25 protein-coding genes and 1 pseudogene are annotated in these 19,462 nt (G+C 59.0%); 13 read left to right on the plus strand and 13 right to left on the minus strand.

Annotated elements, in window-relative coordinates:
- Nucleotides 1-179 precede the first annotated feature (179 nt).
- Together QDT79_RS14270 and QDT79_RS14275 are read right to left on the minus strand one after the other, a co-directional pair.
- Nucleotides 180-407, minus strand: a complete 228-nt coding sequence (locus QDT79_RS14270; RefSeq protein WP_038877767.1) for a YgdI/YgdR family lipoprotein — start codon at nt 405-407, stop codon at nt 180-182.
- 12 nt (nt 408-419) lie between these two features.
- Nucleotides 420-653, minus strand: a complete 234-nt coding sequence (locus tag QDT79_RS14275; protein WP_063989616.1) for a YgdI/YgdR family lipoprotein — start codon at nt 651-653, stop codon at nt 420-422.
- Nucleotides 654-880: 227 nt separating this feature from the next.
- On the opposite strand from QDT79_RS14275, the gene tolA reads away from it, so the two are divergent.
- Complete coding sequence (gene tolA / locus QDT79_RS14280; RefSeq protein ID WP_253718969.1) at nt 881-1,444, plus strand: cell envelope integrity protein TolA; 564 nt, start codon at nt 881-883, stop codon at nt 1,442-1,444.
- Between the two features lie 159 nt (nt 1,445-1,603).
- Here tolA and QDT79_RS14285 read toward each other — a convergent pair whose 3' ends face one another.
- Entirely contained in the window at nt 1,604-1,894 is a 291-nt protein-coding gene (locus QDT79_RS14285) for a hypothetical protein (RefSeq protein ID WP_308316643.1), read from the minus strand.
- A 146-nt stretch (nt 1,895-2,040) separates the two neighbouring features.
- Here QDT79_RS14285 and QDT79_RS14290 point away from each other — a divergent pair, with 146 nt between their 5' ends.
- The gene (locus QDT79_RS14290) at nt 2,041-2,460 is read left to right on the plus strand and encodes a GNAT family N-acetyltransferase (RefSeq protein WP_063989618.1); all 420 of its coding nucleotides are present in this window, start codon (nt 2,041-2,043) and stop codon (nt 2,458-2,460) included.
- On the opposite strand, the gene QDT79_RS14295 is transcribed toward QDT79_RS14290, so the two are convergent.
- Together QDT79_RS14295 and QDT79_RS14300 are read right to left on the minus strand one after the other, a co-directional pair.
- Nucleotides 2,457-2,669 (minus strand): hypothetical protein, encoded by a 213-nt coding sequence (locus tag QDT79_RS14295; RefSeq protein WP_063989619.1) that lies wholly within the window; start codon nt 2,667-2,669, stop codon nt 2,457-2,459. The genes QDT79_RS14290 and QDT79_RS14295 overlap by 4 nt on opposite strands.
- Before the next feature lie 93 nt (nt 2,670-2,762).
- Nucleotides 2,763-3,878 (minus strand): AI-2E family transporter, encoded by a 1,116-nt coding sequence (locus tag QDT79_RS14300; protein WP_063989620.1) that lies wholly within the window; start codon nt 3,876-3,878, stop codon nt 2,763-2,765.
- Nucleotides 3,879-4,172: 294 nt separating this feature from the next.
- On the opposite strand from QDT79_RS14300, the gene QDT79_RS14305 reads away from it, so the two are divergent.
- Entirely contained in the window at nt 4,173-4,310 is a 138-nt protein-coding gene (locus QDT79_RS14305) for a hypothetical protein (protein ID WP_162837928.1), read from the plus strand.
- 64 nt (nt 4,311-4,374) lie between these two features.
- On the opposite strand, the gene QDT79_RS14310 is transcribed toward QDT79_RS14305, so the two are convergent.
- Nucleotides 4,375-5,586 carry an MFS transporter gene (locus QDT79_RS14310; protein WP_063989621.1) on the minus strand — a complete coding sequence of 404 codons (1,212 nt, stop codon included), beginning with the start codon at nt 5,584-5,586 and terminating at the stop codon, nt 4,375-4,377.
- A 230-nt stretch (nt 5,587-5,816) separates the two neighbouring features.
- Between QDT79_RS14310 and QDT79_RS14315 the strand changes: the two genes are divergently transcribed.
- Nucleotides 5,817-6,275, plus strand: a complete 459-nt coding sequence (locus QDT79_RS14315; RefSeq protein WP_063989622.1) for a hypothetical protein — start codon at nt 5,817-5,819, stop codon at nt 6,273-6,275.
- Between the two features lie 99 nt (nt 6,276-6,374).
- A complete protein-coding gene (locus QDT79_RS14320) occupies nt 6,375-6,791 on the plus strand; it encodes a DUF2000 domain-containing protein (protein WP_063989623.1) in 417 nt (138 codons plus the stop codon).
- A 12-nt stretch (nt 6,792-6,803) separates the two neighbouring features.
- Here QDT79_RS14320 and QDT79_RS14325 read toward each other — a convergent pair whose 3' ends face one another.
- Complete coding sequence (locus QDT79_RS14325) at nt 6,804-7,154, minus strand: GFA family protein (RefSeq protein WP_107226917.1); 351 nt, start codon at nt 7,152-7,154, stop codon at nt 6,804-6,806.
- Between the two features lie 141 nt (nt 7,155-7,295).
- Here QDT79_RS14325 and QDT79_RS14330 point away from each other — a divergent pair, with 141 nt between their 5' ends.
- The 3 genes from QDT79_RS14330 to QDT79_RS14340 all read left to right on the plus strand — a co-directional run bounded on the left by QDT79_RS14330 (nt 7,296) and on the right by QDT79_RS14340 (nt 9,440).
- Nucleotides 7,296-7,505: a hypothetical protein gene (locus QDT79_RS14330; RefSeq protein WP_063989625.1), complete on the plus strand. Its 210-nt coding sequence runs from the start codon at nt 7,296-7,298 to the stop codon at nt 7,503-7,505.
- A 151-nt stretch (nt 7,506-7,656) separates the two neighbouring features.
- The gene (locus QDT79_RS14335; RefSeq protein ID WP_308316645.1) at nt 7,657-8,751 is read left to right on the plus strand and encodes an SMP-30/gluconolactonase/LRE family protein; all 1,095 of its coding nucleotides are present in this window, start codon (nt 7,657-7,659) and stop codon (nt 8,749-8,751) included.
- A gap of 44 nt (nt 8,752-8,795) precedes the next feature.
- Entirely contained in the window at nt 8,796-9,440 is a 645-nt protein-coding gene (locus QDT79_RS14340) for a Qnr family pentapeptide repeat protein (protein WP_308316646.1), read from the plus strand.
- On the opposite strand, the gene QDT79_RS14345 is transcribed toward QDT79_RS14340, so the two are convergent.
- Nucleotides 9,430-10,047, minus strand: coding sequence for a LysE family translocator (locus QDT79_RS14345; protein ID WP_063989627.1), 618 nt, complete (start codon nt 10,045-10,047; stop codon nt 9,430-9,432). The two genes, QDT79_RS14340 and QDT79_RS14345, sit on opposite strands and share 11 nt — an antisense overlap.
- Nucleotides 10,048-10,424: 377 nt before the next feature.
- Between QDT79_RS14345 and cspE the strand changes: the two genes are divergently transcribed.
- Together cspE and QDT79_RS14355 are read left to right on the plus strand one after the other, a co-directional pair.
- Nucleotides 10,425-10,637, plus strand: coding sequence for a transcription antiterminator/RNA stability regulator CspE (gene cspE / locus QDT79_RS14350; RefSeq protein WP_033638238.1), 213 nt, complete (start codon nt 10,425-10,427; stop codon nt 10,635-10,637).
- Between the two features lie 114 nt (nt 10,638-10,751).
- Nucleotides 10,752-10,830: pseudogene (locus tag QDT79_RS14355) on the plus strand.
- A 213-nt stretch (nt 10,831-11,043) separates the two neighbouring features.
- On the opposite strand, the gene QDT79_RS14360 reads toward QDT79_RS14355, so the two are convergent.
- Nucleotides 11,044-11,721 (minus strand): isochorismatase family protein, encoded by a 678-nt coding sequence (locus tag QDT79_RS14360; protein ID WP_038877740.1) that lies wholly within the window; start codon nt 11,719-11,721, stop codon nt 11,044-11,046.
- A gap of 253 nt (nt 11,722-11,974) precedes the next feature.
- Between QDT79_RS14360 and QDT79_RS14365 the strand changes: the two genes are divergently transcribed.
- Both QDT79_RS14365 and budC read left to right on the plus strand, forming a co-directional pair.
- Nucleotides 11,975-12,403: a universal stress protein gene (locus QDT79_RS14365; protein ID WP_063989628.1), complete on the plus strand. Its 429-nt coding sequence runs from the start codon at nt 11,975-11,977 to the stop codon at nt 12,401-12,403.
- 315 nt (nt 12,404-12,718) lie between these two features.
- A complete protein-coding gene (gene budC, locus QDT79_RS14370; RefSeq protein ID WP_025302549.1) occupies nt 12,719-13,474 on the plus strand; it encodes a meso-2,3-butanediol dehydrogenase in 756 nt (251 codons plus the stop codon).
- A 43-nt stretch (nt 13,475-13,517) separates the two neighbouring features.
- Here budC and QDT79_RS14375 read toward each other — a convergent pair whose 3' ends face one another.
- From QDT79_RS14375 to puuD, 4 genes are read right to left on the minus strand one after another with little or no spacing between them, the layout of a single operon-like run.
- Entirely contained in the window at nt 13,518-14,798 is a 1,281-nt protein-coding gene (locus QDT79_RS14375) for an NAD(P)/FAD-dependent oxidoreductase (RefSeq protein ID WP_063989629.1), read from the minus strand.
- Between the two features lie 11 nt (nt 14,799-14,809).
- Nucleotides 14,810-16,306: an aldehyde dehydrogenase PuuC gene (gene puuC / locus QDT79_RS14380; protein ID WP_063989630.1), complete on the minus strand. Its 1,497-nt coding sequence runs from the start codon at nt 16,304-16,306 to the stop codon at nt 14,810-14,812.
- A 15-nt stretch (nt 16,307-16,321) separates the two neighbouring features.
- Complete coding sequence (gene puuR, locus QDT79_RS14385) at nt 16,322-16,879, minus strand: HTH-type transcriptional regulator PuuR (protein WP_049288046.1); 558 nt, start codon at nt 16,877-16,879, stop codon at nt 16,322-16,324.
- Nucleotides 16,876-17,637 carry a gamma-glutamyl-gamma-aminobutyrate hydrolase gene (puuD, locus tag QDT79_RS14390; protein ID WP_039566470.1) on the minus strand — a complete coding sequence of 254 codons (762 nt, stop codon included), beginning with the start codon at nt 17,635-17,637 and terminating at the stop codon, nt 16,876-16,878. The genes puuR and puuD overlap by 4 nt, the downstream gene beginning before the upstream one ends.
- A 219-nt stretch (nt 17,638-17,856) precedes the next feature.
- On the opposite strand from puuD, the gene QDT79_RS14395 reads away from it, so the two are divergent.
- Complete coding sequence (locus tag QDT79_RS14395) at nt 17,857-19,275, plus strand: glutamine synthetase family protein (RefSeq protein ID WP_063989631.1); 1,419 nt, start codon at nt 17,857-17,859, stop codon at nt 19,273-19,275.
- Nucleotides 19,276-19,462 lie beyond the last annotated feature (187 nt).

The following is a 19,462-nucleotide window of genomic DNA, read 5'->3' on the forward strand; positions in this document are numbered from 1 at the left end:
GGATTATAGCTGCTTGATGCAGGGAAAGGAGAGATCCGTATGGCAAACCTGAGAACGTTGGCGCTAAATGTCAGGTGTTTATCGACGTTATCGTTAAATGCAGGCAAGTACGCCGGTTTTTTGAGTAGAAAGGGAGCCATTGGCCCCCTTGATTTTAACTGGCTAAGGTTATCGGAACCTTAATGAGGGATCTCTGAAACCTCTTTGACTTCCGTCTTGTTGATTTGCTGTTTAACGCCATTGGCGTCGGTATAACCGATCAACCCGGCAGCGGTTTCTTTCGGCTTGCCGTCACTGATGAGCGTTCGACCGTCGTGGGTATGGATGGCGTAGCTGGTGCGTGTGCAGCCTGACAGTGCGGCGATGGCAACCAGGGCGATCGCGGGAAGAACAAGCGTTTTTTTCATTTGTAGCTCCTTTTAGTTATCCAACTCACTCATGTTTGCAATCTGGTCTCGATTGATCTGTTCCGTTTTGCCCGTTTCTGCATTTCGATAGGAGACTAACCCGGTATCTTTATCGACCTGAGGCTTGCCGTCGGTGACAATGGTCTTGCCATCCGTTGTTTTGATCGCCTGATTGGAAGCGCAGCCCGCTATGAACATCACCGTAGTCGCAGTAAGAAGCGCGGCAAAGAGTCGTTTATTTTTCATACTCACCATCCTGGTTACTTAAATGAATTTAATAGCAGGAAAGTAATTATAGGCAGAATCTCCAGATTGTTAGCGTTGAAACGCTTTTAATGCGATAAAAAATTAAGAATTTCTTAATTTATTGATGGGGTGATTGATCGAAAGTTATCGATAGGTCAGGGTACGCAGGCGTACTGCCTGGTGAGGGCGCTATGGCTTCATGTCATCATCGGCCCACGATACTCCGCATGCCGATGCTTGATACTAACAATGTCTCTGGTGGTTTGGCGTTAATTCTGTATAAGTATTCACCGGGGATCTTTTCGAATACAACGTTGATTCGGCTGATAATCATCCATAAGGACAGGGATATGAAAATAACGCATTCAGGCTACAAAACCGGCATTGCCATACTATTGGCGGCGATGACCGCGCTGACGTTAACGGGGTGTGCCAAGAGTACTACCTCCAGCCAAAACGATCCGGCGAATAAAGAGGTCGATGATCTTTTCGCCAACCTTGGTGACCCAAAGACGTCTGCGCCGGGAAAAGAAAAATTACATTACATGACCCAGGTGCAAGCTGAGATTCAACGCCATTTAAAAGACGCCGCCACTTACTCAGGCCAACGCTGTACATTGCGTATCACGCTGGCGCCGGACGGCATGCCAGTCGGTGTTCGAACTGAAGGTGGCGATCCGGATCTTTGCCGTGCCGCCATGAAGGCGGTTGCCGATGCGCGTCTGCCTAAGCCGCCAACGCCAGAGGTCCATAATGCGTTCCAAATTATCACGTTGGAATTTCGCCCGTAGTGACAGTAGAAGGTAAAGGGCGGTAACTGGGTTAAACAGAAGTCAGAGGCCGCACTTTCATGCAGCCCTGACTTTGCGGCTTTACCATGTTCCATATCGCGTTTTCCTGCGCTGAACCTGGATTTTTCGGCATTCTTTCACGGCATATGTTGCCAATGCCTACCGATACATCATCGCGCTCACGCGCTCGGCCCGATCTTTAAAACCGTTGCTGCGCATCGTTACCACATAGTAGCGATAGTGATGTTTCTGTGCGTATTCGCGCACCAGGTCTTCGGCGAACAGGCCGCTGAAGGTGACGGTGGTGACGAAGGTCAGCCCTTTCACTTCGTAGGTGCTGATCTCTTGTGGGGTGCCGAGATACGGCGGCGGGAATACGGTTTTGTGGAACTGGCAGCCCGCCAGCAGCAGGGTACACAGCAGGGCGGCGGAGATTTGCGGTATTCTCATCGGGAAATGCTTTCCTTCCTTGGCGTGTGTTTTAGTAACTCTATAATAGGATTACAAAATTCGGCGGGGATGTAAAAGTTATCCCGCTTCGGTTGCCGTTTCGTTGAAGCGGTGCCGCCGTCACCCATAAGCATGAGGGGGTAAACATGCCTGTTCGTCTTGCCACTGAAACCGATGCCGCAGCCCTGATCGCCCTCGACAGCGTTGCCTTGCGTGAGCCGCAGCGCGCGGCGCAGATCCGCACCTGGTGCGGGCAGAGCATCTGTTATCTTGCCGAAGAACGGGGCGTGGTGATGGGCTACGGCGTGCTGCACTATCACTTCTTCGGCTGCGGCTTTATCGAGATGCTGATGGTCGGCGAGCGCTATCGCCGCCGGGGCGTCGGGCTGGCGCTGATTGCGGCATTGAAATCCCATTGCCGACACCCGAAGCTGTTCACCTCCACCAATCGCTCCAACCTGCCGATGCAGCGGCTGCTGTTGAACGCCGGGTTTGTCGCCAGCGGCCAAATTGACAATCTCGATGACGGCGATCCGGAGCAGGTCTTTTTCATCCCATCGCGCTAATACAGCCGGACATCGACCGCCTGCTGTTGCAGCCAGGTGCTGACGTAGCCGTAAGCGGCATAGAAGGCCAGCAGCGCGAAGATCAGTACCGAAAGCGAGGCCAAAAACTTGACGTCGCCGTGCTTCGACAGCTGGTAAGCGCAATAGATAAAGGCTAGCAGACACAGCAGAGTGAAAGCGATAGCCAGCGTGGCGTAAAAAATAAGCATAACGAAACCCGTTCTTCCTTGTGAGCCGGGCAAGGATACCACAGACAAAAAAAGGGGCCCAATTGGGCCCCTGCGTGATTCGCTGCGGGAGGTTTACTCCACCGCGTCGGGATGGTTCTTGCCTTCCTCGATAAACGCTTCGTCGATCTCTTCGATGTTCTCCTCGCTGTCGCGGCCGGACAGAATGTTCCAGCAGGCGATGAACAGCGCGGCGATCAAGGGGCCGATGACGAAGCCGTTGATGCCGTAGATCTCCATGCCGCCCAGGGTGGAAATCAGGATCAGGTAGTCCGGCATTTTGGTGTCTTTGCCCACCAGCAGCGGGCGCAGGATGTTGTCCACCAGGCCGATCACCACCACGAAGAACACCACCAGGAAAATGGCTTTCCACAGCATGCCGGTGGCGAAGAAGTAGATCACCGCCGGCACCCAGATGATGGCGGAGCCCACGGCCGGGATGATCGACAGGAACGCCATCAGCGCGCCCCACAGCAGGCTGCCGTCGATGCCGGTAAAGTAAAACGCCAGCCCGCCGAGCGCGCCTTGCACCACGGCGACCACCACCGTGCCCTTGACGGTGGCGCGGGAGACGGCGGCGAACTTCACGAACAGGTGGTGCTTCACGTGCTGGGAGAGCGGCAGCGCTTCGAGCGCCAGGTTCACCAGGTAGGGGCCGTCTTTCAGCAGGAAGAACAGCAGGTAGAGCATTACGCCGAAGCCGACGACGAAGTTGAAGGTGCCCTTGCCGATCAGGAAGACGCTGCCCGCCAGGTATTGCCCGCCCTTGAGCGCCACCTCGGAAAGCTGCTTTTGGATCTCGGCGGCGCTGTTGAGGTTATGTTCCGCCAGGAAGCGCTGCGCCCAGCCGGGCAGGTGACGCATAAAGTCCGCCAGCATGGTCGGCAACTGGCTGTTGTTGGCCTGCAGCTTGGTGTAGATCACGTTGAATTCCATCGCCAGCGACGAGGCGATGATCGCCAACGGCGTGAACACGATCAGGCAAATCAGCGCCACCGTCAGCAGCGACACCACGCCGTTGCGTTCGCCGACGTACTGCTTCAGCTTCTTTTTCACCGGATGGAAAATCACCGCCAGAATAATCGCCCACAGCACCGAGGAGTAGTAAGGCCCCAGCACGTCGAGAAAGGCGGCGGTAACGATGAACAGGATCAGAATAAAGAATCCCTTGGAAATGCCTTTAGACATCATAGTCGTCCCTCAAAAGATGAATTTTCAGCATAAATGAACTGAATGAAAACAACACTATCATCACCTTTGCTTAACCGGTAGGGGATTTTTAGTGGCGTATTCCATAGGGTTATTAAGGGCAAGGCGGGCGTTGCACGGTGAACAGGCGGCGACATGAGAAAAGAAAGAGGGCTAAATAATTAACAAAATTTATCGATTATGTTTCATTTTGTGAGCCACGCTTGCCGCCTGCGCCAGGCTTTCCTAGTGTTGATGAGGGCGGCCGTTCGCCCGATATCACGAAGGAGTATGCAAATGACTGAACACAAACGACTCGGCGTCATCGAGAAAACGCTACTGATCGCCTTTGCCGGCCTGCTGGTGTATTTCGCGGCCACCGGCGCCTTGTCATTATCGGGCCTTGATCATCACTGGCCATATCCTTCGCGATAGGCAGGTACCTGCACCAGGGAAAATTCAGCACCGCTTATAACAAACAGAACGACCTTTCTGCTTATCACCCCGCATTATGCCGCTGGCTGAGAAAAGCCAGCGCCAACAGCGCCCCCAACAGGGCCGCCGCCAGCACCAGCCAGGCCGGGGCCGCCCAACCGGCCGCAGCCACGATGGCGCTCAGCGCGACCGGGCCGATCACCTGACCGAGATAGTTCCCCTGCATCACCAGCCCCAGGCTCAGCGGCAGCAGCGTCGGTTCCGGCGTCGCCGCCGGCGTGGCGGCCAGAATGGTGGCGGGCAGCATGCCGGCGATGGCGCAGAACAGGAAACACAAGGGGATCAGCAGGCCGTTGGGCGTCATCGGCAGGAAAATGCCGATGCCGAAGATGCCTATGATCAGGCTGGTGGCCGCGAGCAGGCTACCGGCCCGCAGACCGCGCGACAGCAAGAGCCCGGCGGCGAGGTTGCCGATGATGTTCGCCGCCACCGCCGCCGCGCTGATGCCGCCGGCGGCCGCCAGCGACAGGCCGATACGTTGCATCAGGAAGATCGGTAGGAAGGTCATCACCGAGAAAAACTGCAGGTTGTAAGTGGTGAACATCAACGCCAGCAACAGCGGTCGGCGCGCCCGCAGCATCGCGCCCAGCGCTTGCCGCAGGTGTAACGGCGGAACGTGCGCCTCGGCGGCACGGCGGGACGTGGTCAGCGGCAGCAGCACGGCGGCCAACAGCGTCAACGCCGCACCGGCCTGCCAATTTTGTTGCCAGTCGGCGAGATGGGGGCCGAAAAACAGTGAAATGGCGATGCCCGCCGGCATGAAGGTGCTCCAGATGCCGAACACCAGGCTGCGCTGCGCCGGGGCGACGATGCGGTTCAGCACCGCCGGCGAGGCGACCACCACGATCACGAAGCCGAGGCCTTCGACAAAGCGGCTGACGACCAATCCGCTGAAGTCGTGCAGCGTGGCGCCGGTGAAGCTGGCGGCGCTGATGATCAGTAACCCTACTGCCAGCAGGCGCCGGTCGCCCCAGCGGCGCACCAACAGCCCGGCGGCGATACCGCCGAACACCCCGACGAAAGGAAAGGCCGAGATGACCCAGCTCAGCGCCTCAAGCGAACGGCCGAACTCGGCCTGCAGCGCAGGCAGCGCGATGGTGGCCTTACCCACGTGCAGCGCCGCGGCGATGCCGGCGAACAACACGTTGACGACGGCAAACCAGGGCGTGGTGGCGGGAAGAACGCGGTCGATGGCGTCCGGTTTAATCGCGGTCATAACACTCTCCAGTGGCGGTAACGCCATCACTATGTGCTCTTGCAACGGCTGAGGTCGTTCAAATGCTGCGCTATCACGCGGAGAAATTATTCATTTCGAGCTTTATTGATTGCGCGCCTTCGTTGTTTGGTTTGCCAGCGTGCCGCCCGGCGTGGACGCGGGTCCCCCGCGGCGGTTTACTGTTCCGGCACGCAGCAGGCGTGTTGAATTCATTTTATAAGGAGCAGTGTATGTCAGCGATGATGAACGAGAGTGGGGCGCCGGCCATTGAATGGAGCTATGGCGGCCGGGGTGATGATATCAGCAGCAGCCTGAGTCTCGACACGGTTGAGGAGCAGCCGCAGGGTTTCCTGATGACGGTCGATCGGCCGGTGCAGATCTTTAAAGACGCGCTGTCGCCGATGATGGCCTTTGTCACGCTGCTGCGCCCGCTGTACGCCAAGACGAGCGAAGGCTTTCAGTACGTGCCGGTTTCCACCCCCTGGACCGACGTGCAGCGCCTGCCGGCCAGCGCAGGCTATCTGGGCGTGCAGGTCAACGCCGGGCTGTTCTTCCACGGCGCCAAGCCGACGCACTATAAAGATCGCGACGGCCAGATGAAACCGATCGACGGCGGCACGCTTTTGCAGAACATCACCGTGCTGCATCAGGTGGCGCAGCCGCTCGGTCCGGGTGAAGGCGCCGCCTGAGTCGGCAGCGTGATCACGGGGGCCGGACGCGGCCCCTTATCGCGCCTTGAAACCGTGCGCAGGTTGGGTAAAACTGGCTGCCTATTCAAGGAGAAGAGCATGTATAGCGACAACGAGAAAAAATTTTATATCATCCTCAACCGCAATCACGAACCGGCCACGCTGTTTAACGCCTCCTGTCATCTGACGGCGGGCATCACCGATCTGATCGAGCAGCGCGAGTTTCACCACTATCCGAGCAGCCTCGACGGCGTCAGCGCCAATATGAGCCACTATCCGATCGTGATCCTGCAGGCCAAGAACAGCAACCAGCTCAGCAACCTGATTCTGAAGTGCAAGGAAGAGGGCGTGTTGTCCAACTTCTTCACCACCACCATGCTGTCGCACTCCGCCGAACAGCAGATCGCCGACACCGCCAACACCCCTTACGAACAGCTGGATTTCGTGGCGGTGGCGCTCTACGGCGACGCCGAACAGCTTAAGCCGCTGACCAAGAAATTCTCCGTCTACCGCTGAAAACGCGGGATCTCAGACGCTGGCGCCGTCGTAACTGTGGATCTGCAACGCATCCAGCGCAATGTCAGGCACGCAGCGCAGGTTGACGGCGCACATCGCGGCGCCGTCCGGCGCAGTGCCGTAGGCGAAGGGCTGGGCACCGCAGACTCGGCAGAACTGATGGCGGATCTTGTGGTGATTGAAGGTGTAGGTGCTGAGCTGGTCCTGGCCGCTGTTGAGCGTGAATGCGCTGATGGGGAAGAAAGACAGCAACAGCCCTTTGCGGCGGCAGATCGAACAGTTGCAACTGAGGGCGTCGGCGGGCAGTTCGGCGTCCACGGAGAAGGTGACGGCGCCGCAGTGGCAGCTTCCCTGGAATGACATGGCGATGATCCTGTTACAGGGGAAAGTGTTTGCCCAGTATAGTGCAATTTATCGCCACTCGGCCGCGCAGGGCCTGGTTTCCTTAGTAAATGCGCGGTTTTCTGGTAGGTTAGAGGTTAACGTCATCAAAAGGAGATCGCGATGTTAGAACATTACTATCCGGCCAATATGGGTGCCGACCCGGTCACGGACGAACAGCACAAACGGCTGGTGGCGGTGCAGGCGGCGCTGGAATTGATCAAGGCCACGCTGTCGGATACCAACGACGGCAACGGCGTAGATTTCCAGTTGAAGGCGGCGGAAAAGCACATCGGCCCGATGGCCGACGCCATTCAGGAAGCCCTGAAGTAACGGTTCGCCGTCACCTCAACCGCCCGTATCGGGCGGTTTTTTTGCGCTGATTACTGCGATTTTTTTAGTGGCGCATTGCCTTTTTCCCGGCTGGTGCCGTGAGCGGCGCGATCCTACTCTAGCGATCCGAGTCCTCATCAGGGTCATGCACATGTTCCGTTTCAGCCTCTTTTCTTTCTTATTGCCGTGGCGCCGACGCGTCACCCCGTTGGCCGGCGTCGCGCTGTTTCTCAACGGCGTCATGCAGGCGCAGGCCACGCAGCGCATCGAATTCTCGCCGGATGTCGCCGGCGCTTACCCTGAGGGCATCGCCTGGAATGCACGCGCCGGTGCGTTCCTGGTCTCCTCCCTGCGCGGTGGGCAGCTTGGCCTGGTCTACCCGGATGGCCGCTATCGGCGGTTTTCCACCGGTAAGGGGCTCATCACTACCTCCGGCATGCTGGTGGACGCCGAGCGCAACCGGGTGCTGGTGTGCAACGAAGACGTGGGCGTGTCCCTCTACTCGGCCACCGGCACGCGCAATCGCGTGGCGCAGGTGCTGGAGTTCAGTCTCGATACCGGCGCGCTGCAGCAGACGTACGATCTTTCGTCGTTAAGCCGTGGTCCGACGTTGGCCAACGATCTGGCGCTCGACGCAAAGGGCAATATCTATGTGACCGACAGCTTCCAGCCGCAGATTTACAAGATCGACCGGGCAACGCGCCAGGTGTCGATTCTGGTGCGCTCAGCGCGTTTGATGCCGGCCGACGCCCCCGCCGCTGCGCAGGGCACGCAGCCTTATCTCAACGGCATCGTGTCTCACCCGGATGGCTACCTGATTGCGTCGGACTACACCCGCGGGCTGCTGTGGAAGGTGACGCTGGATAACGCACCTGCGATAAGTGAAATCAGGCTGCCGCAGCGGCTGAAAGGGCCGGACGGGCTGCGGCTCAAAAACGCCAACGAATTGGTAATCGTACAGTCTTTTCCGGGTGAAAAAGGGAGCATGTCCGGCGACGTGACGCTGCTCGCCTCGGCCGACGGCTGGGCCAGCGCCCATGTCGTCGCGGTCGCCACGCCGCCGGGATTGGATGGGCCGACCGGCGCCGCGCTGCGCGATGGCGAGGTGTGGGTGGTCAACTCCCGTTACCCCCGCTTGTTTGCCGACGTCGCTCAGGCGGAGAGCGTCAGGACATTCAGCATCGTCAAGGTGGCGTTAGAACGGAGGCCCGCCGATCGGCGACGGTTGCCAACCCTGCCGGAATAGGATTAAATGCCGCACTGACTGTATAAATAAACAGGTGCGCTGCGATGAGTCTGATGTTGAAGGGTGAAAAGATAGACCGTAACCGCTTTACCGGCGAGAAGATTGAAAACGGCAGCTTTATGCTGTGCGATTTTTCGGGCGCCGATCTGACCGGCACCGAGTTTATCGGTTGCCAGTTTTACGATCGCGACAGCCGACAGGGCGGCAATTTCAGCCGTGCGATACTGAAAGACGCGAGTTTTAAAAGCTGTGATTTATCGATGGCCGATTTTCGTCATGCCAACGCGTTTGGCATCGAAATCCGCGAATGCCGCGCGCAGGGCGCCGATTTTCGCGGCGCCAGTTTTATGAACATGATCACCAGCCGCACCTGGTTTTGCAGCGCCTATATCACCAAAAGCAACCTGAGCTATGCCAACTTCGCCAAGGTGGTGCTGGAGAAATGCGAGCTGTGGGAAAACCGTTGGCACGGCGCACAGGTGCTTGGCGCCAGCTTCAGCGGCTCGGATCTGTCCGGCGGCGAATTCTCCGGTTTCGACTGGCGTGCTGTCGACGTCACCCAGTGCGATCTGAGCAACGCGGAACTGGGCGAGTTGGATTTACGTACCACCGATCTGCAGGGCGTTAAAATGGACAGCCACCAGGCCGCACAGCTGTTGGAGCGGCTGGGGATCGCGATCATCGGCTGAGCAGCTGCCGCAGCCCCAGTACGATGATCAACGTGCCGCAGGCGCGATCGATCCAAGCCTTGCTGCGGCGGTAGGCGCCGGCGACAGGGGCGTGCGACAACACCAGCGCCACCAGCCCGTACCACAAGCTGGCTATCGCCGCGACTTCCAACAGCATGGCGAGGAAGGTCGGCGTAGAAACATGGGCGGGCGCCGCTGATGAGAAGACGGCGGCGTAAAACGCAATGGATTTGGGATTGGCGATGTTGGTGGCGATGCCCTGCAGAAAAGCGACGCGAAAACCGCTTTTCCCGGTCACCGTGGAGGGGCCGGAAGAAGGCGCCGCCTGGGCGATAAGCCGATAGCCGAACCACAGTAAATAGCCGGCGCCGGCCACTTTTACCGCTAGCGCCAACCAGGGGAACAAGGCGAAAATTATCCCGATGCCGAGGAGGGCGCTGCTCGCCCAGAACAGGTTGACCAATACAATGCCCGCCACCAGAGCGAAAGCCTCGCTGCGGCGCGCGGAAACGGCTTTGTGGGCGACGGCGACAAAATTGGGGCCGGGGATCACCACGCCGACGATATAGACGGTGAAAACGGCGAGCACGGCTGGCATATCGATCATCGGTTAACGGCCTGTAAGAAACGGGGTAGTCTTAGTTTTATAATGAATCGCCGATGTGATCCAGCAGGGCGAGACCTTTTTTTACCTGCCCGTAGCGACAGGCGTCAGCGGCCTTTTGCGATAATAAATTTATGAGCCATATGAATATAATTTAAAAATATATCTTGCTTAAATAACTCAGTCGTGTGTAAATAGGGTCATCGGTTTGTAGTACAGACCTTATGAAAGCAGTTTTAGTAAAGCAGTTCTCAGTATTAGCGATATCCCTCAGATACCTCTTCTTCCGCGAATTTTCTTCTCTAGTGCCCCATAAGTTTCCAATAAAAACAGACCTCTATCGCCATATGGCGTCGCAAAAATATAAAGGAAATATCTCTATGTCTACTAAAATGACAGGTTTGGTAAAATGGTTTGATGCAGGTAAAGGCTTCGGCTTTATCACCCCGGCAGACGGCAGCAAAGACGTGTTCGTACATTTCTCTGCTATCCAGAGCAACGATTTCAAAACGCTGGACGAAGGCCAACAGGTTGAGTTCACTATCGAAAATGGCATGAAGGGCCCTTCTGCCGGCAACGTGGTCGCGTTATAATTTTCGGCCGAGGTACGATTTCTTACGACAGCGATGAGGGTTTAAGCCGGAGCAGTTAAGAAATAACGTCCTCAGCCTGAATAAACTCCGGGTTCGCCCGGAGTCTTTACCAATACGTCATTAGCTCAGCAGGAAGAGCGGCAGCGAAATTATCCGTTGGCGGACTGGGGTTCGATTCCTCGATGACGTTCCAATAATTAATTATTATTGGCAACAGAAAAACAGATTGCCGCAGAATTAATAACGCCGCGTTTCAGTCTATTTTTCTGTTGTGAAAAAGTCGCGCTTAGGCTGCGTAATGTTGGAGTGTTGGATGGACGCTTACGCCATAACATGACAGCCGGGAAAGTCACCGGCACGCGATTAATAGCCCCGGCCTTGGCCGGGGTTTTTTATGCCCACGATCTTAACGCTGCGAGTCCAGCCGTTCGTTGTTTTTCACCACGTCCTGCGCTTTGAGGTAGCTCTCGATCAGCAACTGATAGGCCGGGAAGATTTTGGTGTAAACCTCGGCCCACTGCTGAGCGTCGGCGCGATTCCAGCTGCCCTGCAGCTCCGAGGCCACGCCGGCGGTGTCGATCGGTACCACGCCGGCCTGCACCACGCGTGCCAGGGTGATTTCCTGCGCCATTTTCGAGTAGGTGCCGGAGGCGTCGATCACCGCGAACACTTTATAGCCTTCGGCCACCGCGCTGATGGACGGGAAGGCCATGCAGACGCTGGTGATGGTGCCGGCGATGATCAAGGTTTTGCGGCCGGTGGCTTTGACCGCCGCCACGAAGTCCGGGTTGTCCCAGGCGTTGATTTCCCCTTTGCGGGCGACATATTGCGCGTGCGGCGCATTTTGGTGAATTTCCGGGATCAGCGGGCCGTTCGGGCCCTGCGGCACCGAGGCGGTGGTGATCACCGGCAGTTTGCTGAGGGTGGCGATGCTGGCCAGGGCGGCGGCGCGGGCGCGCAGTTCAGTCATCGGCATATCGGCGACGGTTTGGAACAGGCCGCTCTGGTGGTCGATCAGGAGCATGACCGCGTCATTGGCATCAATAACAGGACGCTGGCCGTTGAAGTTGGCTGGAGTGCTCATGGTGTTTTCCTTTTCTCGTCGTGAGGTCAGTGGGTATCTTCTTTGATTGATAAGGCTGAAACTCAGCACTTGCCTACAGTGTAGGGAGGGGAGAAAAATCCGGTAGACCGTGCAGTCGGGATGCATCGTTCCACGGATGGAACGACGGTGCGGCAGGCGAGTGAACCGGCGCTGGGCTAAACTTAAGGTGCATAAGAAACATGCGGCAAGGAGCGCCATCCTGTTTACGGATCTGACGAGGAGGGCCGCCATCATGGCTTACCGGCATATTGTTGTCGCCACGGATCTCAGCGAAGACGCCGAGTTCCTGCTGGGCAAGGGCGCCAGGCTGGCCGCTGCGCTCAATGCCAAACTTTCCCTGATCTATATCGACATTCATCGCGCCGGTTATTACGTCGATCTGGGCGTGGGCGATTACAACTACACCGATCGCACCTTTTCGGAGCGGGTGAAGAATATGCTCAATGCGATCAAAGGGCAGTCGTCCTATCCGGTCGAAGAGGTGATCGTCAGCCGCGGCGCGTTGACGGAAGAATTGAATCGGGTGGCGAAGGAAAAAGGGTTCGACCTGGTGATCTTCGGCCACCATCATGATGTCTGGAGCCGACTGATCTCTTCGGCGCGTCAGGCGATCAACGAACTGAACGTCGATCTGCTGGTTGTCCCCATCGAGAAAAAATAGTTGCGGCCGCCTGCGGGCGGCTGCCGTTTTTCATTCACATCGTTTATCTCTGTGTGGCCATAACCGCACACCTGCAATAGTCTCGCCCACTGACAATTCGCCTGGCAAATAGTGACTCTCCGTAATTTTATTTTATCTATCAGTATGTTGGCCAAAATCCGATAAAGGTTAATCCAGCGCATTGAAATCACTGACATACCTCCTTTTGGTTAATAAACCGCACGTTTTGACTGGCTCTCAGGGGTGGGGCGTCTTATCCTCGGGGTAATGAGATTTGTATGACTTATATAAATACGTTCACATGGAGGAGGTCTCATGCGTTTTGACAATAAAGTCGTGGTTATCACCGGTGCGGGCAACGGCATGGGGGAAGCGGCGGCACGGCGTTTCTCCGCCGAGGGCGCCATCGTGGTGCTGGCCGACTGGGCCAAAGAGGCGGTAGATAAGGTTGCCGCTTCGCTGCCGAAGGGCCGGGCGATGGCGGTACATATCGACGTGTCCGATCACGTCGCGGTTGAAAAAATGATGAACGAGGTGGCGGAAAAACTGGGCCGCATCGACGTCCTGCTGAACAACGCCGGCGTACACGTGGCGGGCAGCGTGCTGGAAACCAGCGTCGACGACTGGCGCCGCATCGCTGGGGTCGATATCGACGGCGTGGTGTTCTGTTCCAAATTCGCCTTGCCGCACCTGCTGAAGACCAAGGGCTGCATCGTCAATACCGCGTCGGTGTCCGGTCTGGGCGGTGACTGGGGCGCGGCCTATTACTGCGCGGCGAAAGGCGCGGTGGTCAACCTGACGCGCGCCATGGCGCTGGACCACGGCGGTGACGGCGTGCGCATCAACTCGGTCTGCCCGAGCCTGGTGAAAACCAACATGACCAACGGTTGGCCACAGGAAATCCGCGACAAGTTCAATGAGCGCATCGCGCTGGGGCGTGCGGCGGAGCCGGAAGAAGTGGCGGCGGTGATGGCGTTTCTGGCCAGCGACGACGCCAGCTTTATCAATGGCGCCAACATTCCGGTCGACGGCGGGGCGACCGCCTCGGACGGCCAACCGAAGATCGTCTAAGCGTTAACGCACAGGCCCGGCCATGATGACCGGGCCTGCTGTTTTAGACGCCGATACGGTCGCGCAGCGTGTAGTAGGCCGCGCCGATGGCGGTGAACGGGATCTGCAGATTGCGCCCGCCGAAGAACGGCAGGTGCGGCAGTTTGGCGAAGGCGTCGAAGCGTTCGGCGTCGCCGCGCATCAGCTCGGCGATCAGCTTGCCCGCCAGATGGGTGCAGGTCACGCCGTGGCCGCTGTAGCCCTGCATGTAGTACACGTTATTCTCCAGCCGGCCGAACTGCGGCATGCGCGACAGCGTCAGCAGGAAGTTGCCGGTCCAGCGATAGTCGATACGCACCCCTTTCAGCTGCGGGAAGGTCTTCAGCAGCTTCGGCCGGATCAGGTTGTCGATGTCGTCCGGATCGCGCGCGCCGTACACCACGCCGCCGCCGTACAACAGACGATGATCGGCAGTGATGCGGTAGTAATCCAGCAGGTAGTTACAGTCTTCCACGCAGTAGTTCTGCGGGATCAGCGCCTGCGCGATCTCCGGCGCCAGCGGTTCGGTGGTCACCACCTGGGTGCCGCACGGCATGCTGCGCTTGGCCAACCGCGGTTCCAGCTTGTCGCCCAGATAGGCGTTACCGGCGACGATGACGAAGCGCGCCTTCACTTGGCCGTTGGCCGTGCTGATGAGCGCTGGTTCGCCGTGGTGGATGTTCGTCACCGCCGATTGTTCGAAGATGCGCCCGCCCTGCAGGCGAATCGCCTCGGCCTCGCCCAGCGCCAGGTTGAGCGGATGGATGTGGCCGCCGCTGTGATCGAGCAGCGCGCCGACGTAGCGATCGCTGGCGACTTCCTGGCGCACCCGATCTGCATCGAGCAGCTCGAGTTGGGTATTGCCGTAGCGCTCCCAGTTGCGCTTTTGCTCGATCAGCGCATGGAACTGCTTGTTGTTCAGCGCGGCGAAGATGCCGCCGGGGCGGTAGTCGCAGTCGATGGCGTAGCGGCTGATGCGGCTGCGGATGATCTCCGCGCCTTCAAACATCATGCTGCCGAGCAGGCGGGCGCTTTCCGCGCCGTAGCGCTCTTCAATCACATCGATGTCGCGGCTGTATGAGTTGACCAACTGGCCGCCGTTGCGGCCGCTGGCGCCGAAACCGATGCGCGCCGCTTCCAGCACCACCACGTTATAGCCGGCTTCCACCAGGAACAGCGCGGAGGAGAGGCCGGTATAGCCGCCGCCGATCACGCAGACGTCGCACTCGATCGATTCGTTCAGTTGCGGATAGGGCTGATGTGCGTTGGCCGTGGCCGCATAGTAGCTTTTTACGTGTTCAGTCATGAGATAAGCCCTTATTCCAGCGAGATCCAGGTGGTTTTCAATTCGGTGAACTTGTCCAGCGCGTGCAGCGATTTGTCGCGGCCGTTGCCGCTCTGCTTGTAGCCGCCGAAGGGTACGGTCATGTCGCCATCGTTGTAGTTGTTGACGAACACCGTGCCGGCTTTCAGTTGGCGCGCCATGCGGTGCGCGCGGGCCAAATCGCGGGTCCAGACCGCGGCGCCGAGGCCGTATTCGCTGTCGTTGGCCAGCTGCAGCGCCTGTTGCTCGTTGTCGAAGGTGGTCACCGCCAGCACCGGGCCGAAGATTTCATCGCGCGCCACGCTCATGGCGTTGTTCACCTGGGTGAGGATGGTCGGCCCCAGATAGCCAGCGTGGTCGCCCTGCGGATGGTCGCGCCCGTCGAGGAACAGTGCGGCGCCCTGGCTCAGCCCCCGATCGATATAGCCGGCCACTTTTTCGCAGTGGCCGCTGTCGATCAGCGTGCCCATCACCGTGTCGGGATCGAGCGGATCGCCGGGAACGAAGGCCGCCGCGTGTTTGCGCAGCGCCTGCAGGAACGCTTGCTCAATGCTCGCTTCGACCAGCAGGCGAGTGCCGGCGATGCACACCTGCCCCTGATTATAGAAGATGCCGGCGGCGGCGCTGCGGGCGGCCTGATCCAGATCCGGGCAATCGGCGAAGACGATGTTGGCGCTCTTGCCGCCGGCCTCCAGCCAGACGCGTTTCATGTTCGATTCGCCGGCGTAAATCATCAGCTGTTTCGCCACCAGTGTGGAGCCGGTAAAGGTGAGGGCGTCGACGTCGCGGTGCAGCGCCAGCGCCTTGCCGGCGTCGTGGCCATAGCCGGGCACCACGTTCAGCACGCCGTCCGGCAGCCCGGCCTGCTGCGCCAGTTTGCCGAGCAGGATGGCGCTCAGCGGCGATTTTTCGGAGGGTTTGAGCACCACGCTGTTGCCGGCGGCCAGCGCCGGGCCGAGCTTCCAGCAGGCCAGCAGCAGCGGGAAGTTCCAGGGCACGATGGCGCCGACCACGCCGATCGGTTCGCGCTCGATCAGCGCCAGCGCCTCGCGGCCGGTGGGGGCGATTTCGCCGTAGACCTTATCGATCGCTTCGGCGTACCAGCGGATGCAGCGGATGGCGCCCGGCACGTCATCGCGCAGGCTGTGGCGAATCGGTTTGCCGGTGTCCAGCGTTTCCAGCAGTGCCAGCTCTTCGTGATGCTGTTCCATCAGATCGGCGAAGCGCAGCAGCGTGGCTTTGCGCTGCGTCGGGGCGGCCTGTGCCCAGTCGCCGCGCTCAAAGGCGGCGCGTGCCGCGCTGACCGCCCGATCGATGTCGGCGGCTTCGCCGCGCGCGACCTGCGCCAGCTCACGGCGGCCGGCGGGATCTTCCACGGCGAAACGTTTCCCCGCGGCGGCCGGCTGGTAGCGGCCGTCGATAAACAGCTGGTGCTCAATCTTCAGGGCCTGCGCCCGTTGTTGCCAATACTGCAAATGGTGAAAGTTCATGCCTGGCTCCGTTGATCAGAATGTCGTCGGCGTATGGGCGCTGATAATCCGGCAAATGCGCGCCGACGTGTTGCTGAAACTGTGGGGGATGCCGGTATTGATGGCGTAGCTCTGCCCGGCCAGCAGGTGATAGCTCTGGCCGTTGACCTGCAGCACCACTTCACCCTCCAGCAGCGTGCCGATCTCTTCCCCCTGATGCTTGATGCGCTCGCCGGTGGTGGTGCCCGGTTCGTAAGTCTCGATCATCATCGCCAGCGTGCGGTTCGGGTCGCCGTTGTGGATAAGCTTCATCGAAACGCCCTGGCTGCCGATTTCGATCAGATCGTCACTGCCGATCACGATCTGCGGCTCCGTTGGTTTTTCCGGCTCGGCGAAAAACGCCGACAGCGACAGACCGTACACCGTCAGCAGCTTTTGCAGCGTGCTGATGGCCGGGCTGACCTTGTCCTGCTCGATAGTGCTGATGGCGCTGTGGGTTAACCCAGACAGTTCGGCGACCCGGCGCTGCGACAACCCCAATTGTTGACGGATCTGCGACAGACGTTTTCCCGGTGCCAAGCTGACGTCGCTCATGGGCGTTTTTCCTTTTGATAGTTCCGACAGGCGGTGATGAAACCATCAAACAACAGGCGCGACAGGGCGTACTCATCGCTGTTCCACTCCGGGTGCCACTGCACGCCGAGCGCGAAGGGCTGATCGCGCACGCTGATCGCCTCCACCAGCCCGTCGGCGGCGTGCGCCTCGATGCGAACGCTCGCGCCCAGGGTTTTGGCGCCCTGGCCGTGCAGCGAGTTCACCCAAAATCTGTTGCAATCCGGTATCAGTTGCGAAAGCAGCCCCCCTTCCTGAACGATGACTTCGTGGGCGGGGGCGTATTGCTGTTCCAGCGGCAGATCGTGATCTTCACGATGCTCCAGCAGCTCGGGCAGTTCGTACAGGCGGCGATGCAGGGTGCCTTGGGTGGCGACCACCATCTCCTGCATGCCGCGGCAAATGGCGAAAAGGGGAATGCGCCTGTCGAACGCCTGGCGGATCAGCGCCAGGCTCAACGCGTCTCGGCCAGGATCGGCGTCAGGCTCATCGCCGTTTTCACCATAAAGGTGCGGCTGCACATTACTGGGGCTGCCCGGCAGCATAATGCCGTCGAGGCGCGGCAGCAGTTCCGCCAGCATTTCCGGCTCCGCCAGCGCGTGCGGCAGGGCGATCGGCAAGCCGCCCGCGGTGATAACGGCATTCAGGTACTTTTCTTGCAAGGTCTGTGTTAGGTGCCCGTTTAACCTATACCTGCACATGACGACGCCGATGACTGGTCTGTTAAATATATTGTCCATGCTATCCCCTTGGTACGTTCGAAATTATGAACGATAAGCTTCTCCACCGCCGATTTCGTTCAATATTCTATAAATCTAGCAGTCGATTGGGCAATATTCAAACCAAAAGTAACACTTGCAAAACAAATTTGTTTCATCTACGTTTCATTTGTGGGCATTATATTGAACAAGACGGTCAATAAACATCGACGACAGCAAAACACAAACGGCGGGTGAACCATGCAGACCAACATCGTAGAAGTGGAAAACTTTGTTCAGCACAGTGAAGAGAGACGAAGTAGCGCGTTCCAGCGCGAAGTGAAGAAATACCTGGAACGTTATCCGTTAACCCAACATGTCGACGTACTGTTGACCGATCTGAACGGCAGCTTCCGCGGCAAACGCATCCCGGTCGGCGGTCTGAACAAACTGGAGAAGGGGTGTTACTTCCCGGCGTCGGTATTTGCGATGGATATTCTCGGCAACGTCGTCGAAGAGGCCGGGCTGGGGCAGGAGCTGGGTGAGCCGGATCACGTATGCGTGCCGGTGCCGGGCACGCTGACGCCGTCGGCGGCGGACCCGCAATATATTGCGCAGGTGCTGCTCACCATGCTGGATGAAGATGGCACTCCCTTTGACGTTGAACCGCGCAATGTGCTGAACCGAGTGTGGCAGCGTTTGCGTCAGCGCGGGCTTTCCCCCGTGGTAGCGGTAGAGTTGGAGTTCTATCTCATCGATCGTCAGCGCGATGCGGAGGGCTATCTGCAGCCGCCGTGCGCGCCGGGCACGCAAGAGCGCAACACCCAAAGCCAGGTGTATTCCGTCGATAACCTGAACCATTTCGCCGATGTGCTGAGCGAGATCGACGAACTGGCGCGTTTGCAGGGTATTCCGGCGGACGGCGCGGTGGCGGAGGCGTCGCCGGGGCAGTTCGAGGTCAACCTGCACCATACCGACGACGTGCTGCAGGCCTGCGATCACGCGCTGGCGCTGAAGCGGCTGGTGCGCATGGTGGCCGAGAACCACAACATGCAGGCGACCTTTATGGCCAAGCCGTATGAGGAGCACGCCGGCAGCGGCATGCATGTGCACATCAGCATGCTGAACGGCGCCGGCAACAACGTGTTTGCCGACGACGACGGCGAAGATTCGGCGCTGCTGAAACAGGCGCTGGCGGGCATGATCGCCCTGATGCCGTCTTCGATGGCGCTGCTGGCGCCGAACGTCAACGCCTACCGCCGCTTCCAGCCCGGCATGTATGTGCCGACCCAGGCCTCCTGGGGGCATAACAACCGCACCGTGGCGCTGCGCATTCCCTGCGGCGATCGCGACAACCACCGCGTGGAGTACCGTGTGGCGGGCGCCGACGCCAACCCTTATCTGGTGATGGCGACCATTCTGGCCGGCATCGTCTACGGCCTGGAAACCGCGCTGCCGCTGCCTGAGCCGGTGACCGGCAACGGGCTGGAGCAGGACGGGCTGCCGTTCCCGATCCGCCAGAGCGACGCGCTGTACGAGTTCGAACATCAGCCGGTGCTCAATGCATTGCTGGGCGAACGCTTCAGCCACGTCTATCTGGCCTGCAAAACCGATGAGCTGGTGCAGTTCGAGCGCCTGATCACCGAAACCGAAATCGAGTGGATGCTGAAAAACGCCTGATCCCGCTCACCCTGCGACGACCGCGCGCGTCCGGCGCATTTCATCGGCTCTCCTGTGGCCGGTGAGGCTGCGCGCTGCGGTACTGAATTTCTTCTATCACGGCGTACAGGACGCCGACGAGGAAATAACCATGACTCAGTCATTCCCCTGCGCAGACGTTTGCCTGTGCCGCAGTGCCTACGGGCCG

Source organism: Serratia marcescens (assembly GCF_029846115.1).
Lineage (GTDB): Bacteria > Pseudomonadota > Gammaproteobacteria > Enterobacterales > Enterobacteriaceae > Serratia > Serratia marcescens_L.